24 protein-coding genes and 1 pseudogene are annotated in these 14,323 nt (G+C 60.5%); all 25 read right to left on the bottom strand.

Going from position 1 to position 14,323, the window contains the following annotated elements; translation table 11 throughout:
* Positions 1 to 70 precede the first annotated feature (70 nt).
* The 25 genes and pseudogenes from ACG873_RS08950 to rplV all read right to left on the bottom strand — a co-directional run bounded on the left by ACG873_RS08950 (position 71) and on the right by rplV (position 14,322).
* Positions 71 to 688, bottom strand: coding sequence for a glutathione S-transferase family protein (locus tag ACG873_RS08950; protein ID WP_394891393.1), 618 nt, complete (start codon positions 686 to 688; stop codon positions 71 to 73).
* A 116-nt stretch (positions 689 to 804) separates the two neighbouring features.
* Positions 805 to 1,236: a 50S ribosomal protein L17 gene (rplQ, locus tag ACG873_RS08945; protein ID WP_394891392.1), complete on the bottom strand. Its 432-nt coding sequence runs from the start codon at positions 1,234 to 1,236 to the stop codon at positions 805 to 807.
* Between the two features lie 45 nt (positions 1,237 to 1,281).
* Positions 1,282 to 2,292, bottom strand: coding sequence for a DNA-directed RNA polymerase subunit alpha (locus ACG873_RS08940; protein ID WP_394891391.1), 1,011 nt, complete (start codon positions 2,290 to 2,292; stop codon positions 1,282 to 1,284).
* A gap of 102 nt (positions 2,293 to 2,394) precedes the next feature.
* Entirely contained in the window at positions 2,395 to 2,784 is a 390-nt protein-coding gene (gene rpsK / locus ACG873_RS08935; RefSeq protein ID WP_394891390.1) for a 30S ribosomal protein S11, read from the bottom strand.
* A gap of 134 nt (positions 2,785 to 2,918) precedes the next feature.
* Positions 2,919 to 3,287: a 30S ribosomal protein S13 gene (gene rpsM / locus ACG873_RS08930; RefSeq protein ID WP_394891389.1), complete on the bottom strand. Its 369-nt coding sequence runs from the start codon at positions 3,285 to 3,287 to the stop codon at positions 2,919 to 2,921.
* 206 nt (positions 3,288 to 3,493) lie between these two features.
* A complete protein-coding gene (locus ACG873_RS08925) occupies positions 3,494 to 3,859 on the bottom strand; it encodes a hypothetical protein (protein ID WP_394891388.1) in 366 nt (121 codons plus the stop codon).
* Positions 3,860 to 3,925: 66 nt separating this feature from the next.
* The gene (locus tag ACG873_RS08920; RefSeq protein ID WP_394891387.1) at positions 3,926 to 4,684 is read right to left on the bottom strand and encodes a hypothetical protein; all 759 of its coding nucleotides are present in this window, start codon (positions 4,682 to 4,684) and stop codon (positions 3,926 to 3,928) included.
* Positions 4,685 to 4,729: 45 nt separating this feature from the next.
* Positions 4,730 to 5,698: a transglutaminase family protein gene (locus tag ACG873_RS08915; RefSeq protein WP_394891386.1), complete on the bottom strand. Its 969-nt coding sequence runs from the start codon at positions 5,696 to 5,698 to the stop codon at positions 4,730 to 4,732.
* 102 nt (positions 5,699 to 5,800) lie between these two features.
* The gene (locus ACG873_RS08910; protein WP_394891385.1) at positions 5,801 to 6,412 is read right to left on the bottom strand and encodes an adenylate kinase; all 612 of its coding nucleotides are present in this window, start codon (positions 6,410 to 6,412) and stop codon (positions 5,801 to 5,803) included.
* The gene (gene secY / locus ACG873_RS08905) at positions 6,409 to 7,749 is read right to left on the bottom strand and encodes a preprotein translocase subunit SecY (RefSeq protein WP_394891384.1); all 1,341 of its coding nucleotides are present in this window, start codon (positions 7,747 to 7,749) and stop codon (positions 6,409 to 6,411) included. Before secY ends, ACG873_RS08910 begins: the two co-directional genes overlap by 4 nt.
* A 128-nt stretch (positions 7,750 to 7,877) precedes the next feature.
* Positions 7,878 to 8,354 carry a 50S ribosomal protein L15 gene (gene rplO, locus ACG873_RS08900; protein ID WP_394891383.1) on the bottom strand — a complete coding sequence of 159 codons (477 nt, stop codon included), beginning with the start codon at positions 8,352 to 8,354 and terminating at the stop codon, positions 7,878 to 7,880.
* Positions 8,355 to 8,376: 22 nt separating this feature from the next.
* The gene (rpmD, locus tag ACG873_RS08895) at positions 8,377 to 8,574 is read right to left on the bottom strand and encodes a 50S ribosomal protein L30 (RefSeq protein ID WP_008837731.1); all 198 of its coding nucleotides are present in this window, start codon (positions 8,572 to 8,574) and stop codon (positions 8,377 to 8,379) included.
* Positions 8,575 to 8,599: 25 nt separating this feature from the next.
* Positions 8,600 to 9,166, bottom strand: coding sequence for a 30S ribosomal protein S5 (gene rpsE, locus ACG873_RS08890; protein ID WP_008837730.1), 567 nt, complete (start codon positions 9,164 to 9,166; stop codon positions 8,600 to 8,602).
* A gap of 75 nt (positions 9,167 to 9,241) precedes the next feature.
* Positions 9,242 to 9,602: pseudogene (gene rplR / locus ACG873_RS08885) on the bottom strand (50S ribosomal protein L18).
* Between the two features lie 80 nt (positions 9,603 to 9,682).
* Positions 9,683 to 10,216 (bottom strand): 50S ribosomal protein L6, encoded by a 534-nt coding sequence (gene rplF, locus ACG873_RS08880; RefSeq protein ID WP_394891382.1) that lies wholly within the window; start codon positions 10,214 to 10,216, stop codon positions 9,683 to 9,685.
* 29 nt (positions 10,217 to 10,245) lie between these two features.
* Positions 10,246 to 10,644 (bottom strand): 30S ribosomal protein S8, encoded by a 399-nt coding sequence (gene rpsH / locus ACG873_RS08875; RefSeq protein WP_008837727.1) that lies wholly within the window; start codon positions 10,642 to 10,644, stop codon positions 10,246 to 10,248.
* A 12-nt stretch (positions 10,645 to 10,656) separates the two neighbouring features.
* Positions 10,657 to 10,962 (bottom strand): 30S ribosomal protein S14, encoded by a 306-nt coding sequence (gene rpsN / locus ACG873_RS08870; protein WP_394891381.1) that lies wholly within the window; start codon positions 10,960 to 10,962, stop codon positions 10,657 to 10,659.
* A 25-nt stretch (positions 10,963 to 10,987) separates the two neighbouring features.
* Positions 10,988 to 11,545 carry a 50S ribosomal protein L5 gene (rplE, locus tag ACG873_RS08865; RefSeq protein ID WP_394891380.1) on the bottom strand — a complete coding sequence of 186 codons (558 nt, stop codon included), beginning with the start codon at positions 11,543 to 11,545 and terminating at the stop codon, positions 10,988 to 10,990.
* Positions 11,538 to 11,852 (bottom strand): 50S ribosomal protein L24, encoded by a 315-nt coding sequence (rplX, locus tag ACG873_RS08860; protein WP_394891379.1) that lies wholly within the window; start codon positions 11,850 to 11,852, stop codon positions 11,538 to 11,540. Before rplX ends, rplE begins: the two co-directional genes overlap by 8 nt.
* Before the next feature lie 12 nt (positions 11,853 to 11,864).
* Positions 11,865 to 12,233 (bottom strand): 50S ribosomal protein L14, encoded by a 369-nt coding sequence (rplN, locus tag ACG873_RS08855; RefSeq protein ID WP_006205457.1) that lies wholly within the window; start codon positions 12,231 to 12,233, stop codon positions 11,865 to 11,867.
* Between the two features lie 67 nt (positions 12,234 to 12,300).
* The gene (rpsQ, locus tag ACG873_RS08850; protein WP_008837723.1) at positions 12,301 to 12,543 is read right to left on the bottom strand and encodes a 30S ribosomal protein S17; all 243 of its coding nucleotides are present in this window, start codon (positions 12,541 to 12,543) and stop codon (positions 12,301 to 12,303) included.
* Positions 12,544 to 12,554: 11 nt separating this feature from the next.
* Entirely contained in the window at positions 12,555 to 12,755 is a 201-nt protein-coding gene (rpmC, locus tag ACG873_RS08845) for a 50S ribosomal protein L29 (protein ID WP_008837722.1), read from the bottom strand.
* 14 nt (positions 12,756 to 12,769) lie between these two features.
* Positions 12,770 to 13,183 (bottom strand): 50S ribosomal protein L16, encoded by a 414-nt coding sequence (gene rplP, locus ACG873_RS08840; protein ID WP_394891378.1) that lies wholly within the window; start codon positions 13,181 to 13,183, stop codon positions 12,770 to 12,772.
* A 27-nt stretch (positions 13,184 to 13,210) separates the two neighbouring features.
* Entirely contained in the window at positions 13,211 to 13,933 is a 723-nt protein-coding gene (rpsC, locus tag ACG873_RS08835; protein ID WP_394891377.1) for a 30S ribosomal protein S3, read from the bottom strand.
* On the bottom strand, positions 13,933 to 14,322 hold the full coding sequence (rplV, locus tag ACG873_RS08830) for a 50S ribosomal protein L22 (protein ID WP_008837719.1): 390 nt from the start codon (positions 14,320 to 14,322) through the stop codon (positions 13,933 to 13,935). The genes rpsC and rplV overlap by 1 nt, the downstream gene beginning before the upstream one ends.
* Between the last annotated feature and the right edge of the window lies 1 nt (position 14,323).

Here is a 14,323-nt window from a genome sequence, read left to right as displayed (position 1 = left end):
GGCATAAAGATCCTGAAACATTGCGGCCGCCGAGGACCCGCACGCCAAGATTGGCTAATTTCCACCAGCCTCAGTCCTGCGTTTCTCCCGCAAGGGTCGTAGCGGTCATTGACGGGCGCCTGGAGAAGTTGTCGTACCACGATGAAAGGCGAGGCCTTCCCGTCCCGAAGGAATAGACGTCTCGAAACGCAATCCAGCTGAGCGTCGTCGCCAATGCGATCTCGCCAATATCCGGCGATCCTTTGAGTTCAACTTCCTGCTCGACAAAGTCACAGGCTGCAGCAATCTTTTGCAATTGCGCATCGCGCATGGTCGGCCACCGCAGCGCTTCAGGCCGCCTCTCGGCTTCCCAGCGGACCGCAATGCCGGAATCGGCAATCCCCTGCGCAAGCGCCTGAAGCCTTAGCGCGAGCCAGCGTGTCTTGCCGCTTGCCGGGATCAACTTTTGACCTTCGTGCATGCCGTCCAGATATTCGCAGATTACGGTGGAGTCGAAGAGCACGAGACCGTCATCGCAGATCAATACCGGCACCTTGCCGAGAGGATTCAGCGAAATAACGTCCTCATTACGCCGGGTTGGACTCGTCTCTTGATGAACAACTTCCAATTCATCGGCGAGACCGACCTCATGGGCGGCCACGAGAACCTTACGGGCATAGGGGGAGTGTGTCTGATAGAGAAGTTTCATCGGAAGACTCCTGGAGTCCGCGTGCGCCTTGACGATCGGCTCTCGTATCCAGGTGTCCAGAAATGCAAAAGGGGCCACGTAGGCCCCTTTTGTTGGGTCTCTTGAAAGCTGTCGGCTTATGCCGCTTCGGCTTCCGAGTTGGCCTCTTCGGCCTCGACGCGGGCGCGATCGCCTGCGCCCTTGGCCGCAGTGTCGCGGTCGACGAATTCGATCACGGCCAGCGGAGCGTTGTCGCCGTGGCGGAAGCCTGCCTTCATGATGCGCAGATAGCCGCCGTTGCGGGTGGCGTAGCGCGGTGCGATCGTTTCGAACAGGCGCTTGACGACGCCTTCATTGCCGATCTGCGCGATCACCTGGCGGCGGGCGTGCAGGTCGCCGCGCTTGCCGAGGGTGACAAGCTTTTCGACGATCGGGCGCAGATCCTTCGCCTTGGGCAGCGTCGTGACGATCTGCTCATGCTCGATCAGCGAGACGGCAAGATTGGCGAACATCGACTGGCGATGGCTGACGCTACGTCCCAGCCGGCGGCCCTTAAATCCATGGCGCATGGCTCTTCTCCTTCAATTCCTGGTTCGAGAGGCCTTCGCCTCGGCTCAATACTGATCTTCGTAGCGTTTGGCGAGATCTTCGATGTTTTCCGGCGGCCAGTCAGCCACCTCCATGCCGAGATGGAGGCCCATCGCGGCAAGCACTTCCTTGATCTCGTTCAGCGACTTGCGGCCGAAGTTCGGGGTGCGCAGCATCTCGGCTTCGGTCTTCTGGATCAGGTCGCCGATATAGACGATGTTGTCGTTCTTCAGGCAGTTGGCCGAACGCACTGAAAGCTCGAGCTCGTCGACCTTCTTCAAGAGCGCCGGGTTGAACGCCAGCTCCGTTACGGCCTCTTCCGGCTGCACCTTGTGCGGCTCCTCGAAATTGACGAAGAGCGCAAGCTGGTCCTGCAGGATGCGGGCGGCGAACGCGATCGCATCCTCGCCCGAGATCGAACCGTCGGTCTCGATGGTCATGGTCAGCTTGTCGTAGTCGAGAACCTGGCCTTCGCGGGTGTTCTCGACCTTGTAGGAGACCTTCTTGACCGGCGAATAGAGGCTGTCGACCGGGATAAGGCCGATCGGCGCGTCTTCGGCGCGATTGCGGTCGGCGGGCACATAGCCCTTGCCGGTGTCGACGGTGAATTCCATGCGGATTTCAGCGCCCTCGTCCAGCGTGCAGATCACGTGGTCGGGGTTGAGGATCTCGACGTCGCCCACGGTCTGGATGTCGCCGGCCAACACTGCGCCCGGGCCCTGCTTGCGCACGACCATGCGCTTGGGGCCGTCGCCTTCCATTTTGATGGCGATTTCCTTGATGTTCAGCACGATGTCGGTCACGTCCTCGCGGACGCCCGAGATCGATGAGAACTCGTGCAGCACGCCGTCGATCTGGACGGCGGTCACGGCAGCGCCGCGCAGCGACGACAGGAGAACGCGGCGCAGCGCGTTGCCCAGCGTCAGGCCGAAGCCGCGCTCCAGCGGCTCGGCAACGAGCGTGGTCAAGGTCTTCTTCTTGGACGAGAACTCGATCTTGTTTGGCTTGATCAGTTCCTGCCAGTTTTTCTGGATCATTTTATCTTCCTTCCGATATCCTGCCACCATCCAATCGTGGCAGGCGATATGGAAAAGCCGCGAGAGCGCACGACGCGCTCAAGCAGCGGTTCAAGCAATAATTTAGACGCGGCGCTTCTTGCGCGGGCGGCAGCCATTGTGCGGGATCGGCGTGACGTCACGGATCGAGGTGATCGTGAAGCCGCCAGCCTGCAGCGCGCGCAGCGCCGATCTGCGGCCCGAACCGGGACCGCAGACCTCGACCTCGAGCATGCGCATGCCGTGTTCCTGAGCCTTCTTGCTCACGTCCTCGGCAGCCATCTGTGCGGCGAACGGGGTCGACTTGCGCGAGCCCTTGAAGCCCTGGGCGCCGGCCGACGACCAGGCAATGGTGTTGCCCTGCGCGTCGGTGATGGTGATCATCGTATTGTTGAAGGTCGAATTGACGTGGGCGACGCCCGACGAAATGTTCTTGCGTTCGCGACGGCGAATGCGCCCGGCTTCCTTGGCCATGATGGTCCTTTCAGTTGATCTCTACACCGCCGTAATGCCAGCGGCTCCACCTTCGAAGCGAATAGGGAGTGGCGAATAGCGAGTAGGGCGCGTGGCCGAACTATTCGCTATTCGCTATTTCGCTATTCGCTCAATTACTTCTTCTTGCCGGCAATCGCCTTGGCCGGGCCCTTGCGGGTGCGCGCATTGGTATGCGTGCGCTGGCCGCGGACCGGCAGCGAGCGGCGATGGCGCAGGCCGCGATAGGAACCGAGGTCCATAAGGCGCTTTATGTTCATCGACACTTCGCGGCGCAGGTCGCCTTCGACCTGGTAGTCGCGGTCGATGGTCTCGCGGATGGCCAGCACTTCGGCGTCGGTCAATTGGTTGACGCGGCGTTCGGCCGGAATGCCCACCTTCTCGACGATCTCGGAAGCGAACTTCTTGCCGATGCCGTGAATGTACTGCAGCGCGATGACGACGCGCTTGTTGGTCGGGATATTGACGCCTGCGATGCGGGCCATCGTCTTCTCCATGTGAGCCGGCTGCAGATTTCATCTGGCCGGCGGGTTATTGTTGACCCGCGTCCGGTGGAGGCCGGCCCTTGCGGGTATTCCAATTCAAGCAGGCCGCCTGCCCTCGCGGACCGACAGCCTCACGCCTGATTTGGAGATCGCCGCACATAGTGGATTGATAGGGGTAAGTCAACCGGTTTACCTCCATTCCCTCATCAATCAATATTTAGCGAGCCTTTTCGCCACTCTGTCGCGGTCACATCGGCATTCAAGCTAACCACCCACGATTTTGCGTCTTTTTCAAGACGCTTCAATTCGGCAAGGGCCAGTCTTTCTTCGAGAGGCAAAAGGTGTGCAGCACTCCAAAGTCTGACATTTTCATCCGGATGCGTCAGATTACCTAAGAGAAAGGACCGTCCACGATCATTTTGCTTTCGAATTTCTGCGATTGCCCGAATCAATCGGTCATGAGCCGCATTTGATCCTCTCCGATCCCTTTCGTTAAGTAGTTTAAGATGTAATATAGCGGAGTCGATATATTCATCTTCAGGGCTTCTTGGCGGCGTTTTTTTCTGCGTCATGGTCTTTCATCGCCTTATCGAGAGCTTTCTTTCCAAAATCATGCTGCTCCTTAAATGATTTTGTACTCAACCATCTCGCAACGTCTTTTTGCCGGATTGTGGAGTTTTAGAAGCATATAAGTCAGCGAGTCTTTGATTTACCTCTTTTGGGATGGAAACGACATTCCTCGTGTTGTTTATCATTCTTGACGGAAACTCCGCCCGAGTGCAGTTTCCTTGGCACTGTTCAACGATATGATGCCAAACATTGCCTGTTTCAGTAGGACCTAAATCTGCTCTTAGCTCTCGATATGAATCGTACGATTTAAAGGTTCCGCCGTGCTCTGTGCCTTGGGTACCCGCCAGAGCAGCGATGGCGGCAGGATTTGGCGGTTGGTGAGGATCATTCGGAGGATTTGTATTTTCTAGATCAGGGTCGATTGTCTCGAAATAGTTATTTCCGGGAGGGATTGGATCATCTTCGACCTTACTGGCTTGATCAATTGATTCTTTTGCAATCAGCCCGCCAATAAATCCCATTATGGCCGCAAAGACCCCGACTTCCAAGGGATCAACCAGTTGGTGCCCATTAGGATCGCTTTTGTTGACTGGATCGTTTTGTGAGTACGAATAGCGGTTCGTTCCGACGCCCGGCATCGTCGGATCAAGTGTGTCCGGCGAGATAAAGCGCACAGGCACGATAGCGAATTGGCCGGCTGGCGCCTGTATGTGCGGCCCGAAGGCCGAAGCCGCATAGGCGCTGGCTGTCCCAGCAATTGTCAATGAAATCGCCAGCGCGACTGCGATGATGCGCCGAGCCAGGTTTGTGCCACTTGATTTCGTCATTATTCCCCTGCCCTTCGTAAAACTCTCCTGCCCCTCCAAAAAGTCCTAATTCAGATTCGGCTCGCGCCAGCCCAACGCCTCGGCCTTAGCGAAGGCTTCATGATTGGCACGAGAGAGTGCGACGGCGCGCGGCATCTCGGCCGCCGGTATGTCGCTCTCTTTCGGGTATTTCTTGACGAAGTCGCGATCGAGCAGCCGGTAATAGGCCGTTCCCTTCTTCACCATCGCATAGGCATTGGCCGAATAGGCTTCTATCAGCACGTCGGCCACGGCAATCGCCTCGTCATAGCGCCCGGTGGCAAGCAGATGATCGAGCACGCCGGTGGCGATGATCGACAAGGACTCACGGCGCGAAAGCGCATTGAGATAAACGCCGTTGGCAATCGCCCCATCGGTCATCGGCATGATCTTGCGGTAGTGCTCGTCGCGCGTGAACCCGGCGCCGCTCGTCGTTTCGAGATTCCACGTCTCGCCTGTTGCATCATCGGTCCATTTCACGAACAGATGCAGCGGCGCCGTCGAAAGGGTCATCTTCAAGCCCAGCCGCTCGCCGAGGGCCAGGAACAGCGTCGGCATCGAGACGCAATTGCCCTTCCTGCTGGCAAGATAGCGCGTCAGCAGTTGCGCGCCAGGCTGCTGGCCCATCGGATCGGACAGATCGTAATGGAACGGCCTGCCACCGTTCCAGTGCCCGCCCTCATAGATAAAGGCGCGCAAAGCCTTCATCTTTTCCATGCTGGTCGAGGCAGCTTCAGCTGGCAGCATACCGAGCATCCTTTCGACGGTCGCCGCCATTCTGTCGAGTTCGGCAAGCGCGGCAGCCTCATTGATGGTCGGGTCCACAAACTTGTCGATCGCCAGCTTGGCGCGGGCGAAATCCATCTCGCTCTGAGAGGCATCGATGATGCTGCGGACAAAGACGGCAGGGGTTTGGGGTTGATCGGCCTTGGCCGGCTCGATCGTTGCAAGGGCAAGAAGCCAGCCCAATAGTACGTGGCCAAGAAACCGAGTCACCGTGCATCCCCGAAAGACACGGAATGCTTATCAGCTTGTTCGACCGGCAGTAGGCCGGCGATCAGCTATCCACTGAAAGTTGTGTGGGTCCGCCGCCCACACCTATCTTCCCTGGGCCGCCGCCTTCTCTTTCAAGCCTCCCAGCAGGCTCTCGATCTGCTTCGTCACGGCGTCTATATCGGCCATGCCATCGACCGATTTCAGCATGCCCTTGGCGTAATAGTAGCCGATCAGCGGCGCCGTCTTTTTATAGTATTCCCGCAGCCGCTCGTCGAACACTTCCGGGTTGTCGTCCTTGCGCACCGGCTGGCCTGCGGTCTTGGTCTCTTCCGCACGCTTGATGATCCGGCCGACCAGTGCCTTGTCGTCGACGACGAGTTCGATGACTGCGTCGAGAGCCAGACCGCGATCCTTGAGCATCGTCTGGACAGCGTCGGCCTGCACAAGGGTGCGAGGGTATCCGTCAAGGATGAAGCCTCGGGCCGCATCCGGCTGATCGAGGCGTTCGGCCACAATGGCATTGACGATGGCGTCCGAGACCAGTTCGCCGGCGTCCATCACGGCCTTGGCGCGTTTGCCGACATCGGTTCCGGCCTGCACCGCCGCACGCAGCATATCGCCCGTGGAGAGCTGGGGAATGCCGTATTTCTCGACCAGTCTTTGTGCTTGCGTCCCCTTGCCCGCCCCCGGCGGCCCAAGCAATATCAACCTCATCTGCCTCTCTTGCCCCCGCGCAGCTTCGACTTCTTGATCAGTCCTTCATACTGGTGGGCAATCAGGTGACCCTGGATCTGCGCAACCGTGTCAAGCGTTACACTGACGACGATCAGAAGCGAAGTGCCACCAAGGTAGAAAGGCACGCCAGTAGCCGAGATCAGGAATTCGGGCAGCAGGCAGACGAGAACGAGATAAATGGCGCCGACGACAGTGATGCGCGTCAGCACGTAGTCGATGTATTCAGCGGTGCGCTCGCCGGGGCGGTAGCCGGGGATGAAGCCTGAATGCTTCTTCAACTGGTCGGCAGTGTCCTTCGGATTGAACACGATCGCCGTGTAGAAGAAGGCGAAGAAGGCGATCATGGCGGCGTAAAGCAGCATGTAGAGTGGCTGCCCATGGCCAAGGGCTGCCAGGGCGGTGCTTGCCCAGCCGGGCATTGTTGTTGTTGCCGAGAAGCCCGCGACGGTCGCAGGCAGGAGCAGAAGCGACGAGGCGAAGATCGGCGGGATGACGCCGGCGGTGTTGAGCTTCAGCGGCAGGTGCGAGGTGTCGCCCTGGAACATGCGGTTGCCGACCTGGCGCTTGGGATACTGGATCAAAAGCCGGCGCTGCGCGCGCTCGAAGAATACGATGACCGCGATGACGACGATGGCCAGCACGATGATCGCGAGAATCAGCCCGGTCGACAGCGCGCCGGTGCGGCCGAGTTCCAGCGTGCCGCTGATCGCCGACGGCAGGCCGGCGACGATGCCGGCGAAGATGATGAGCGAAATGCCGTTGCCGATGCCGCGCGCGGTGATCTGCTCGCCGAGCCACATCAGGAACATGGTGCCGCCGACCAGCGTGATGACGGTCGAGGCGCGGAAGAAGATGCCCGGATCGGCGACGATGCCGGCACCGCTCTCAAGCCCGACAGAAATGCCGTAGGCCTGTACGATGGCGAGGAGCACGGTGCCGTAGCGCGTGTACTGGTTGATGACCTTGCGGCCCTGCTCGCCTTCCTTCTTCAAGGCTTCGAGCGAGGGGATGACCGAGGTCATCAGCTGCATGATGATGGAAGCCGAGATGTAAGGCATGATGCCGAGCGCAAACAGCGCCATGCGCTCGACCGCGCCGCCGGCAAACATGTTGAACATGCCGAGCACGCCGCTCGACTGCTGCGTGAAGGCCTGAGCAAATGCGTCGGGATTGATGCCCGGAAGCGGGATATAGGTGCCGAGCCGGTAGACCAGGAGCGCGCCCAGCGTGAACCAGATGCGCTTCTTCAGGTCCTCGGCCTTGGCGAAGGCTGCGAAATTCAGATTTGATGCAAGTTGTTCAGCAGCCGATGCCATGGGAAGTCTCCGCTTCGTCACGCTCGAAAGCCCGAAGCCGGGCGGCACGTGTCAACGAAGCCACGAGATAGGCTCCGGACAGCAAAGATGCAAGGCGGCCGTCACGGGGACGGCCACCTTGCAAAGCTTTATTCGGCCTCGACGGCCTTCTCGGGCAGCTTCACGGAGCCGCCGGCCTTTTCGACCTTCTCGATCGCGGCCTTCGATGCGCCGGCAACGTCGAAGCTGAGCTTCGACTTCAGTTCGCCGTCGCTGAGCAGGCGCACGCCGTCCTTGGCGCGGCGGATGACGCCGGCCTTGACGAGGGCCTCGGCATTAACGGTCGCCTTGGCGTCGAGTTTCTTGGCGTCGAGCGCAATCTGGATGCGGGCCAGCGACACCGTCACATAATCCTTGCGGAAGATGTTGTTGAAGCCGCGCTTCGGCAGGCGCCGGTAAAGCGGCATCTGGCCGCCCTCGAAGCCGTTGATGGCAACGCCGGAGCGCGCCTTCTGGCCCTTCACGCCGCGGCCGGCTGTCTTGCCGGAGCCCGAGCCGATGCCGCGCCCGAGGCGCTTCTTCGAATGGGTCGCGCCCTCATTGTCGCGCAGATCGTTGAGTTTCATTGTCTTTCTCCTGCGCCCGGGACTACTTCTCGTCGACGACGCGGACGAGATGCTGTACCGCCGCGATCATGCCGCGCACCGAAGGGGTGTCTTCGAGCGTGCGGCGGCGGTGCATCTTGTTCAGGCCGAGGCCGACCAGCGTCGCGCGCTGCTCCTTCGGACGGCGGATCGGGCTGCCGATCTGCTCGACCGTTACGGTCTTGGTTGCTTTCTTAGCCATGGTCGTGATCCTTGAGCTCGAACGACTATTCCTCGGCCGCTACGGCTGTGCCGCGGCGCGCCTGGAGCGTCGAGTACTTTATGCCGCGCTGCGCGGCCACATCCTTCGGATGCATCTGGCTCTTCAGCGCATCGAACGTCGCGCGCACCATGTTGTACGGGTTCGACGAACCCATCGACTTGGCGACGACATCGTGCATGCCGAGCGTCTCGAAAACGGCGCGCATCGGACCGCCGGCGATGATGCCGGTACCAGCCTTTGCGGCGCGCAGCAGAACCTTGCCGGCGCCATGACGGCCTTCGACGTCGTGGTGCAGCGTGCGGCCCGAGCGAAGCGGGACGAAGATCAGCTCGCGCTTGGCGGCCTCGGTCGCCTTGCGGATTGCCTCAGGCACTTCGCGAGCCTTGCCGTGGCCGAAGCCGACGCGGCCCTTCTGGTCGCCAACGACGACGAGTGCTGCAAAGCCGAAGCGCCGGCCGCCCTTGACGACCTTGGCGACGCGGTTGATGTGAACGAGCTTGTCGACAAACTCGCTGTCGCGCTCTTCGCGGTCACGACCGCCGCGGCGGTCATCCCTACGTTCTTGTGCCATTATCCTGTTCCTTATTTTTTTCCGGAAGCACGGTTTCTATAAAGATCCGGCGACGCTTTGCGCCACCGGGGCGAATTAGAAGGTAAGGCCAGCCTCGCGGGCGGCATCGGCCAGCGCCTTAACGCGGCCATGATAGATGTACGGTCCGCGATCGAAGACGACTTCCTTGACGCCGGCCTTCGTGGCGCGTTCGGCAAGCAGCTTGCCGACAGCAGCAGCGGCCGCAACATCGGCTCCGGTCTTCAGCGAGCCCTTCAGATCCTTCTCGAGCCGTCGATGCGGCAGCCACGGTGTGGCCCTTCGAATCGTCGATGATCTGCGCATGGATGTTCTTCGACGAGCGATAGACGGATAGGCGCAGGCGATCGCCCGAGACCTTCTTGATCTGGCGCCGTACGCGCATCGCACGGCGTTGGGTGGATTCCTTGGAAGCCATGGTTCTTATTCCCTGCCTTGTGAAACGGGCGCGGCCATATGCGGTAGGCGTAAAGCCTCCCGCGACCGCGCACCGTGGCCTTATTTCTTCTTGCCTTCTTTGCGGACGATCTTCTCGCCGGCGTATTTCACGCCCTTGCCCTTGTAGGGCTCGGGCTCGCGATACTTCCGGATCTCCGCCGCAACCTGGCCGACCGCCTGCTTGTCGATGCCTGCGATCACGATTTCGGTCGGCTTCGGCACGGTGATCGTGATGCCTTCGGGCGTCTGATAGACGACATCGTGGCTGAAGCCAAGCGCGAGCTGCAGGTTCTTGCCCTGAAGCGCCGCACGATAGCCGACGCCGCTAATCTCGAGCCGCTTTTCGAAGCCCTGCCTCACGCCTTCGACGATGTTGACGATCTGCGTGCGCGACATGCCCCATTTGGAGCGCGAGACCTTGGTCTGGTCGCGCGGCTGAACGGCGATCTCGCCATTCTCCATCTTGACCAGGACTTCGTCGTTGACCACGAACTTCAGCTCGCCCTTCGGACCCTTCGCGGTGACGGTCTGGCCGTCGACGGTAGCGGTCACGCCTTGCGGCAGCGGAACGGGTTTTTTGCCAATACGAGACATTTTCTTGTCCTTACTTCACGCCTGCCAGATCAGAAAATCTGGCAGAGGATTTCCCCGCCGACATTCTGCTCGCGCGCTTCATGGTCGGCCATCACGCCCTTCGGGGTCGAAAGGATCGAAATGCCGAGGCCGTTGGCGACCTGCGGGATCGACTTGACCGACACGTAGACGCGGCGGCCGGGCTTCGAAACGCGGGCGATCTCGCGAATGACGGGGGCGCCGTCGAAATACTTCAGCTCGATCTCGATCTCGGACTTGCCGTTGTCGAAGTCGGTCTGCGTGTAGTCGCGGATATAGCCTTCGTTCTTCAGAACGTCGAGAACACGGGCGCGCAGACGCGAGGCCGGCGTCGAAACCTTCGACTTCTTGCGGCCATAGGCGTTGCGGATGCGGGTCAGCATATCGCCGAGAGGATCACTCAATGACATGTTATGTCCTCCTTACCAGCTCGACTTGACGAGACCGGGCACAGCGCCCAGCGAGCCAAGTTCACGAAGCGCAATGCGCGACATCTTCAGTTTGCGATAGTAGGCGCGCGGACGGCCGGTAACTTCGCAGCGATTGCGGATACGGGTCTTGGCCGAGTTGCGCGGCATCGCCGCGAGCTTCAGCTGCGCCCGGAAACGCTCCTCGATCGGAACGCCCTTGTCCATGATCGTCGCCTTGAGGGCCTTGCGCTTCGCGGCCTTCTGGTCGACGAGCCGGCGGCGCCTGTTGTTCTTCTCGACTGAGCTGGTCTTTGCCATTTCAGATTTCCTTTGCTCGCTGCCGTTACTGGCGGAAGGGGAAGTTGAAAGCCTTGAGCAGCGCCCGGGCTTCGTCGTCCGTCTTCGCAGTCGTACAAACGATGATGTCCATGCCCCAGATCTGATCAACCTTGTCGTAGTTGATCTCCGGAAACACGATGTGTTCCTTGATGCCCATGGCATAGTTGCCGCGGCCATCGAAGCTCTTGGGGTTCAGGCCGCGGAAGTCGCGAACGCGCGGCAGCGCGATGTTGACCAGGCGATCCAGGAACTCGTACATGCGCTCCTTGCGAAGCGTCACCTTGGTGCCGATCGGCATCTTCTCGCGGACCTTGAAGCCGGCGATCGAATTGCGGGCATAGGTGATGACCGGCTTCTGGCCGGCGATCTGCGCCAGGTCGGCAGCCGCAATCGAAGGCTTCTTGGAATCCGCGGTCGCCTCGCCGACGCCCATGTTGAGCACGATCTTGTCGAGGCGCGGAACCTCCATCTCGTTCTCATACTTGAATTCTTCGAGCAGCGCCTTGCGGATGGTCTCGTTGTAGACCGTCTTCAGGCGGGCCTGATATTCTGCCTTAGCCATTGATAACTTCTCCCGAGCGCTTTGCCACGCGCACCTTCTTGCCGTCCTTCTGGATCTGGAAGCCGACACGGGTCGGCTTTCCGTCCTTGGGGTCGGCCAGCGCGATGTTCGACAAATGGATCGGCGCTTCCTTGGTAATGATCCCGCCCTCTTGGGACTGGGACTGTTTCTGGTGACGGCGGATCATGTTGACGCCGCGAACGACCGCCTTGTCGTCCTTCGGTGCCACGCTGAGCACTTCGCCGGTACGGCCCTTGTCCTTGCCGGCCAGGACGACGACCTTGTCGCCTTTGCGAATCTTTTGCATTTTTCCGGCTCCTTACAGCACTTCAGGCGCGAGCGAGATGATCTTCATGTGGTTCTTGGCGCGCAGTTCGCGCGGAACCGGGCCGAAGATGCGCGTGCCGATAGGCTCTTTCTTGTTGTCGACGAGAACGGCCGCGTTCTTGTCGAAACGGATCACGCTGCCGTCCGGACGGCGGATGTCCTTGGCCGTGCGAACCACGACCGCCTTCATCACATCGCCCTTCTTAACGCGGCCGCGCGGGATGGCTTCCTTGATCGACACCACGATGATGTCGCCGACGGAAGCGTATTTCCGCTTCGAGCCGCCCAGCACCTTGATGCACATGACACGACGGGCGCCGGAATTATCCGCGACGTCGAGGTTTGTTTGCATCTGAATCATGACTGGCCGCCTTCTTTATTCGTGGACAGTGGCGTCATGCGCCCTGCCCGGCTTGTCCAAAATTTCGTTATTGAGCCTGGGCTTCGGTGATGACGACCCAGCGCTTGTCCTTGGAGATCGGAGCCGACTCCTGGATGAAGACCTGGTCACCGACCTTGCATGCGTTGTTCTCGTCATGCGCCTTGTATTTCTTGGTCTGGCGCACGGTCTTCTTCATCACGGGATGCGTGAAGCGCCGTTCGACCTTGACGACGACCGTCTTCTCGTTCTTGTCGCTGACGACGGTGCCCTGCAGAATGCGCTTTGGCATGTTTTTCGTCCTTAAGCCTTCTTGCCGGCCGATTTTTCGGCGGCGATGGTCTTGATGCGCGCTATGTCCCTGCGGACCTGCTTGACGCGCGCGGTCTTCTCGAGCTGGCCGGTCGCCTTCTGGAAGCGCAGGTTGAACTGCTCCTTCTTCAGCGAGGCCAGTTCGTCGTTGAGCTGGTCCTGGGTCTTTACCCTGACGTCAGAGGCTTTCATGATCAGCCCTTCCCTTATTCTGCGATGCGCTGAACGAAGCGCGTCTTGACCGAGAGCTTCGCCGCGCCGAGGCGCAGCGCTTCACGCGCCACTTCCTCGGAAACGCCGTCGATCTCAAACATCACCCGGCCCGGCTTGACCCGGCAGGCCCAGAAATCAACCGCGCCCTTGCCCTTGCCCATGCGGACTTCGGTCGGCTTGGAGGTCACCGGAACGTCCGGGAACACGCGGATCCAGACGCGGCCCTGGCGCTTCATCTCGCGGGTGATCGCGCGGCGGGCCGCCTCGATCTGACGCGCGGTGACGCGGTCCGGCTCCATCGCCTTCAGGCCAAAGCCGCCGAAATCCAGATTCGTGCCGCCCTTGGCAAGCCCGTGGATGCGTCCCTTGAACTGCTTGCGGAACTTTGTGCGCTTTGGCTGCAGCATCGTTCTTACTCCAAATTCCTATGCTTATCAGGCGTTTTCGCGCCGGCGGCCGCGTTCACGATCGCCTCCGCCATGCGAATGATCGCCTTCGGTGGCGCGGCGTTCCGAAGCCATCGGGTCATGCTCGAGGATCTCGCCCTTGAACACCCAGACCTTGACGCCGCAGATGCCGTAAGCCGTCTTGGCTTCGGCCGTGCCGTAATCGACATCGGCGCGCAACGTGTGCAGCGGCACGCGGCCTTCGCGGTACCACTCCATGCGCGCGATTTCGGCGCCGCCGAGACGGCCCGAGCAGTTGATGCGGATACCCTCGGCGCCCAGACGCATGGCCGACTGCACCGCACGTTTCATGGCGCGGCGGAACGCGATGCGGCGCTCAAGCTGCTGCGCGATCGACTGCGCGACCAGGATGGCGTCGATCTCGGGCTTGCGCACCTCGACGATGTTCAGGTGCGTCTCCGACTTCGTCATCTCCATCAGCTTCTTGCGAAGCTTCTCGATGTCGGCGCCCTTCTTGCCGATGATCAGGCCAGGACGGGCGGCATGGATGGTGACGCGGCACTTCTTGTGCGGACGCTCGATGACGACCTTGGAGATCGCGGCCTGCTTCAGCTCGTTCTTCAGGTATTCGCGGATCTTGATGTCTTCATGCAGAAGCTTGCCGTACTCGCCGGTGTTTGCGTACCAGCGCGAGTCCCAGGTGCGGTTGATGCCAAGACGGAAACCGATCGGATTGATTTTCTGACCCATCAGGCGGCCTCCCCTTTCTCTTCGACTTCACGAACGACGATCGTAAGGTGCGAAAACGGCTTCTCGATCCGGCTGGCGCGGCCGCGGCCACGCGCATGGAAACGCTTCATGACGATCGACTTGCCGACATAGGCTTCGGCCACCACGAGGGCGTCGACGTCGAGGTCGTGATTGTTCTCGGCATTGGCGATCGCCGATTCCAGCGTCTTCTTGACGGTGCCGGAAATGCGCTTGCGCGAAAATTCGAGATCCGACAGCGCAGTCGCCACCTTCTTGCCGCGGATGAGCGCGGCAACGAGGTTCAGCTTCTGCGGGCTGATGCGGATGGTGCGGAGAACCGCACGCGCCTCGTTGTCAGCAAGCCTGCGCGGAGCTTTGGCCTTGCCCATG

It is taken from the genome of Allomesorhizobium aridi (genome assembly GCF_043769475.1).
GTDB lineage: Bacteria > Pseudomonadota > Alphaproteobacteria > Rhizobiales > Rhizobiaceae > Allomesorhizobium.
This window is presented reverse-complemented; position numbering and strand designations above follow the sequence as displayed.

Coding starts and splice junctions, on each gene's coding strand:
- rplP (WP_394891378.1), bottom strand. CDS start 13,183: ATGCTGCAGCCAAAGCGCACAAAGTTCCGCAAGCAGTTCAAGGGACGC.
- rplN (WP_006205457.1), bottom strand. CDS start 12,233: ATGATTCAGATGCAAACAAACCTCGACGTCGCGGATAATTCCGGCGCC.
- ACG873_RS08950 (WP_394891393.1), bottom strand. CDS start 688: ATGAAACTTCTCTATCAGACACACTCCCCCTATGCCCGTAAGGTTCTC.
- rpsH (WP_008837727.1), bottom strand. CDS start 10,644: ATGTCATTGAGTGATCCTCTCGGCGATATGCTGACCCGCATCCGCAAC.
- rpmD (WP_008837731.1), bottom strand. CDS start 8,574: ATGGCTAAGAAAGCAACCAAGACCGTAACGGTCGAGCAGATCGGCAGC.
- rplX (WP_394891379.1), bottom strand. CDS start 11,852: ATGCAAAAGATTCGCAAAGGCGACAAGGTCGTCGTCCTGGCCGGCAAG.
- rpsM (WP_394891389.1), bottom strand. CDS start 3,287: ATGGCCCGCATCGCAGGCGTCAATATCCCGACCAACAAGCGCGTCGTC.
- ACG873_RS08910 (WP_394891385.1), bottom strand. CDS start 6,412: ATGAGGTTGATATTGCTTGGGCCGCCGGGGGCGGGCAAGGGGACGCAA.
- rpsC (WP_394891377.1), bottom strand. CDS start 13,933: ATGGGTCAGAAAATCAATCCGATCGGTTTCCGTCTTGGCATCAACCGC.
- ACG873_RS08940 (WP_394891391.1), bottom strand. CDS start 2,292: ATGATCCAGAAAAACTGGCAGGAACTGATCAAGCCAAACAAGATCGAG.
- rpsQ (WP_008837723.1), bottom strand. CDS start 12,543: ATGCCAAAGCGCATTCTGCAGGGCACCGTCGTCAGCGACAAGAACGAG.
- rplE (WP_394891380.1), bottom strand. CDS start 11,545: ATGGCTAAGGCAGAATATCAGGCCCGCCTGAAGACGGTCTACAACGAG.
- rplO (WP_394891383.1), bottom strand. CDS start 8,354: ATGAAACTCAACGATCTGCGCGACAATGAGGGCGCGACCCATTCGAAG.
- rplV (WP_008837719.1), bottom strand. CDS start 14,322: ATGGGCAAGGCCAAAGCTCCGCGCAGGCTTGCTGACAACGAGGCGCGT.
- rpsN (WP_394891381.1), bottom strand. CDS start 10,962: ATGGCAAAGACCAGCTCAGTCGAGAAGAACAACAGGCGCCGCCGGCTC.
- rplF (WP_394891382.1), bottom strand. CDS start 10,216: ATGTCTCGTATTGGCAAAAAACCCGTTCCGCTGCCGCAAGGCGTGACC.
- secY (WP_394891384.1), bottom strand. CDS start 7,749: ATGGCATCGGCTGCTGAACAACTTGCATCAAATCTGAATTTCGCAGCC.
- rpsE (WP_008837730.1), bottom strand. CDS start 9,166: ATGGCACAAGAACGTAGGGATGACCGCCGCGGCGGTCGTGACCGCGAA.
- rplQ (WP_394891392.1), bottom strand. CDS start 1,236: ATGCGCCATGGATTTAAGGGCCGCCGGCTGGGACGTAGCGTCAGCCAT.
- rpsK (WP_394891390.1), bottom strand. CDS start 2,784: ATGGCCAAGGAAGCCGGGCGCATTCGCCGTCGCGAACGCAAGAACATT.
- ACG873_RS08925 (WP_394891388.1), bottom strand. CDS start 3,859: ATGACGCAGAAAAAAACGCCGCCAAGAAGCCCTGAAGATGAATATATC.
- rpmC (WP_008837722.1), bottom strand. CDS start 12,755: ATGAAAGCCTCTGACGTCAGGGTAAAGACCCAGGACCAGCTCAACGAC.
- ACG873_RS08920 (WP_394891387.1), bottom strand. CDS start 4,684: ATGACGAAATCAAGTGGCACAAACCTGGCTCGGCGCATCATCGCAGTC.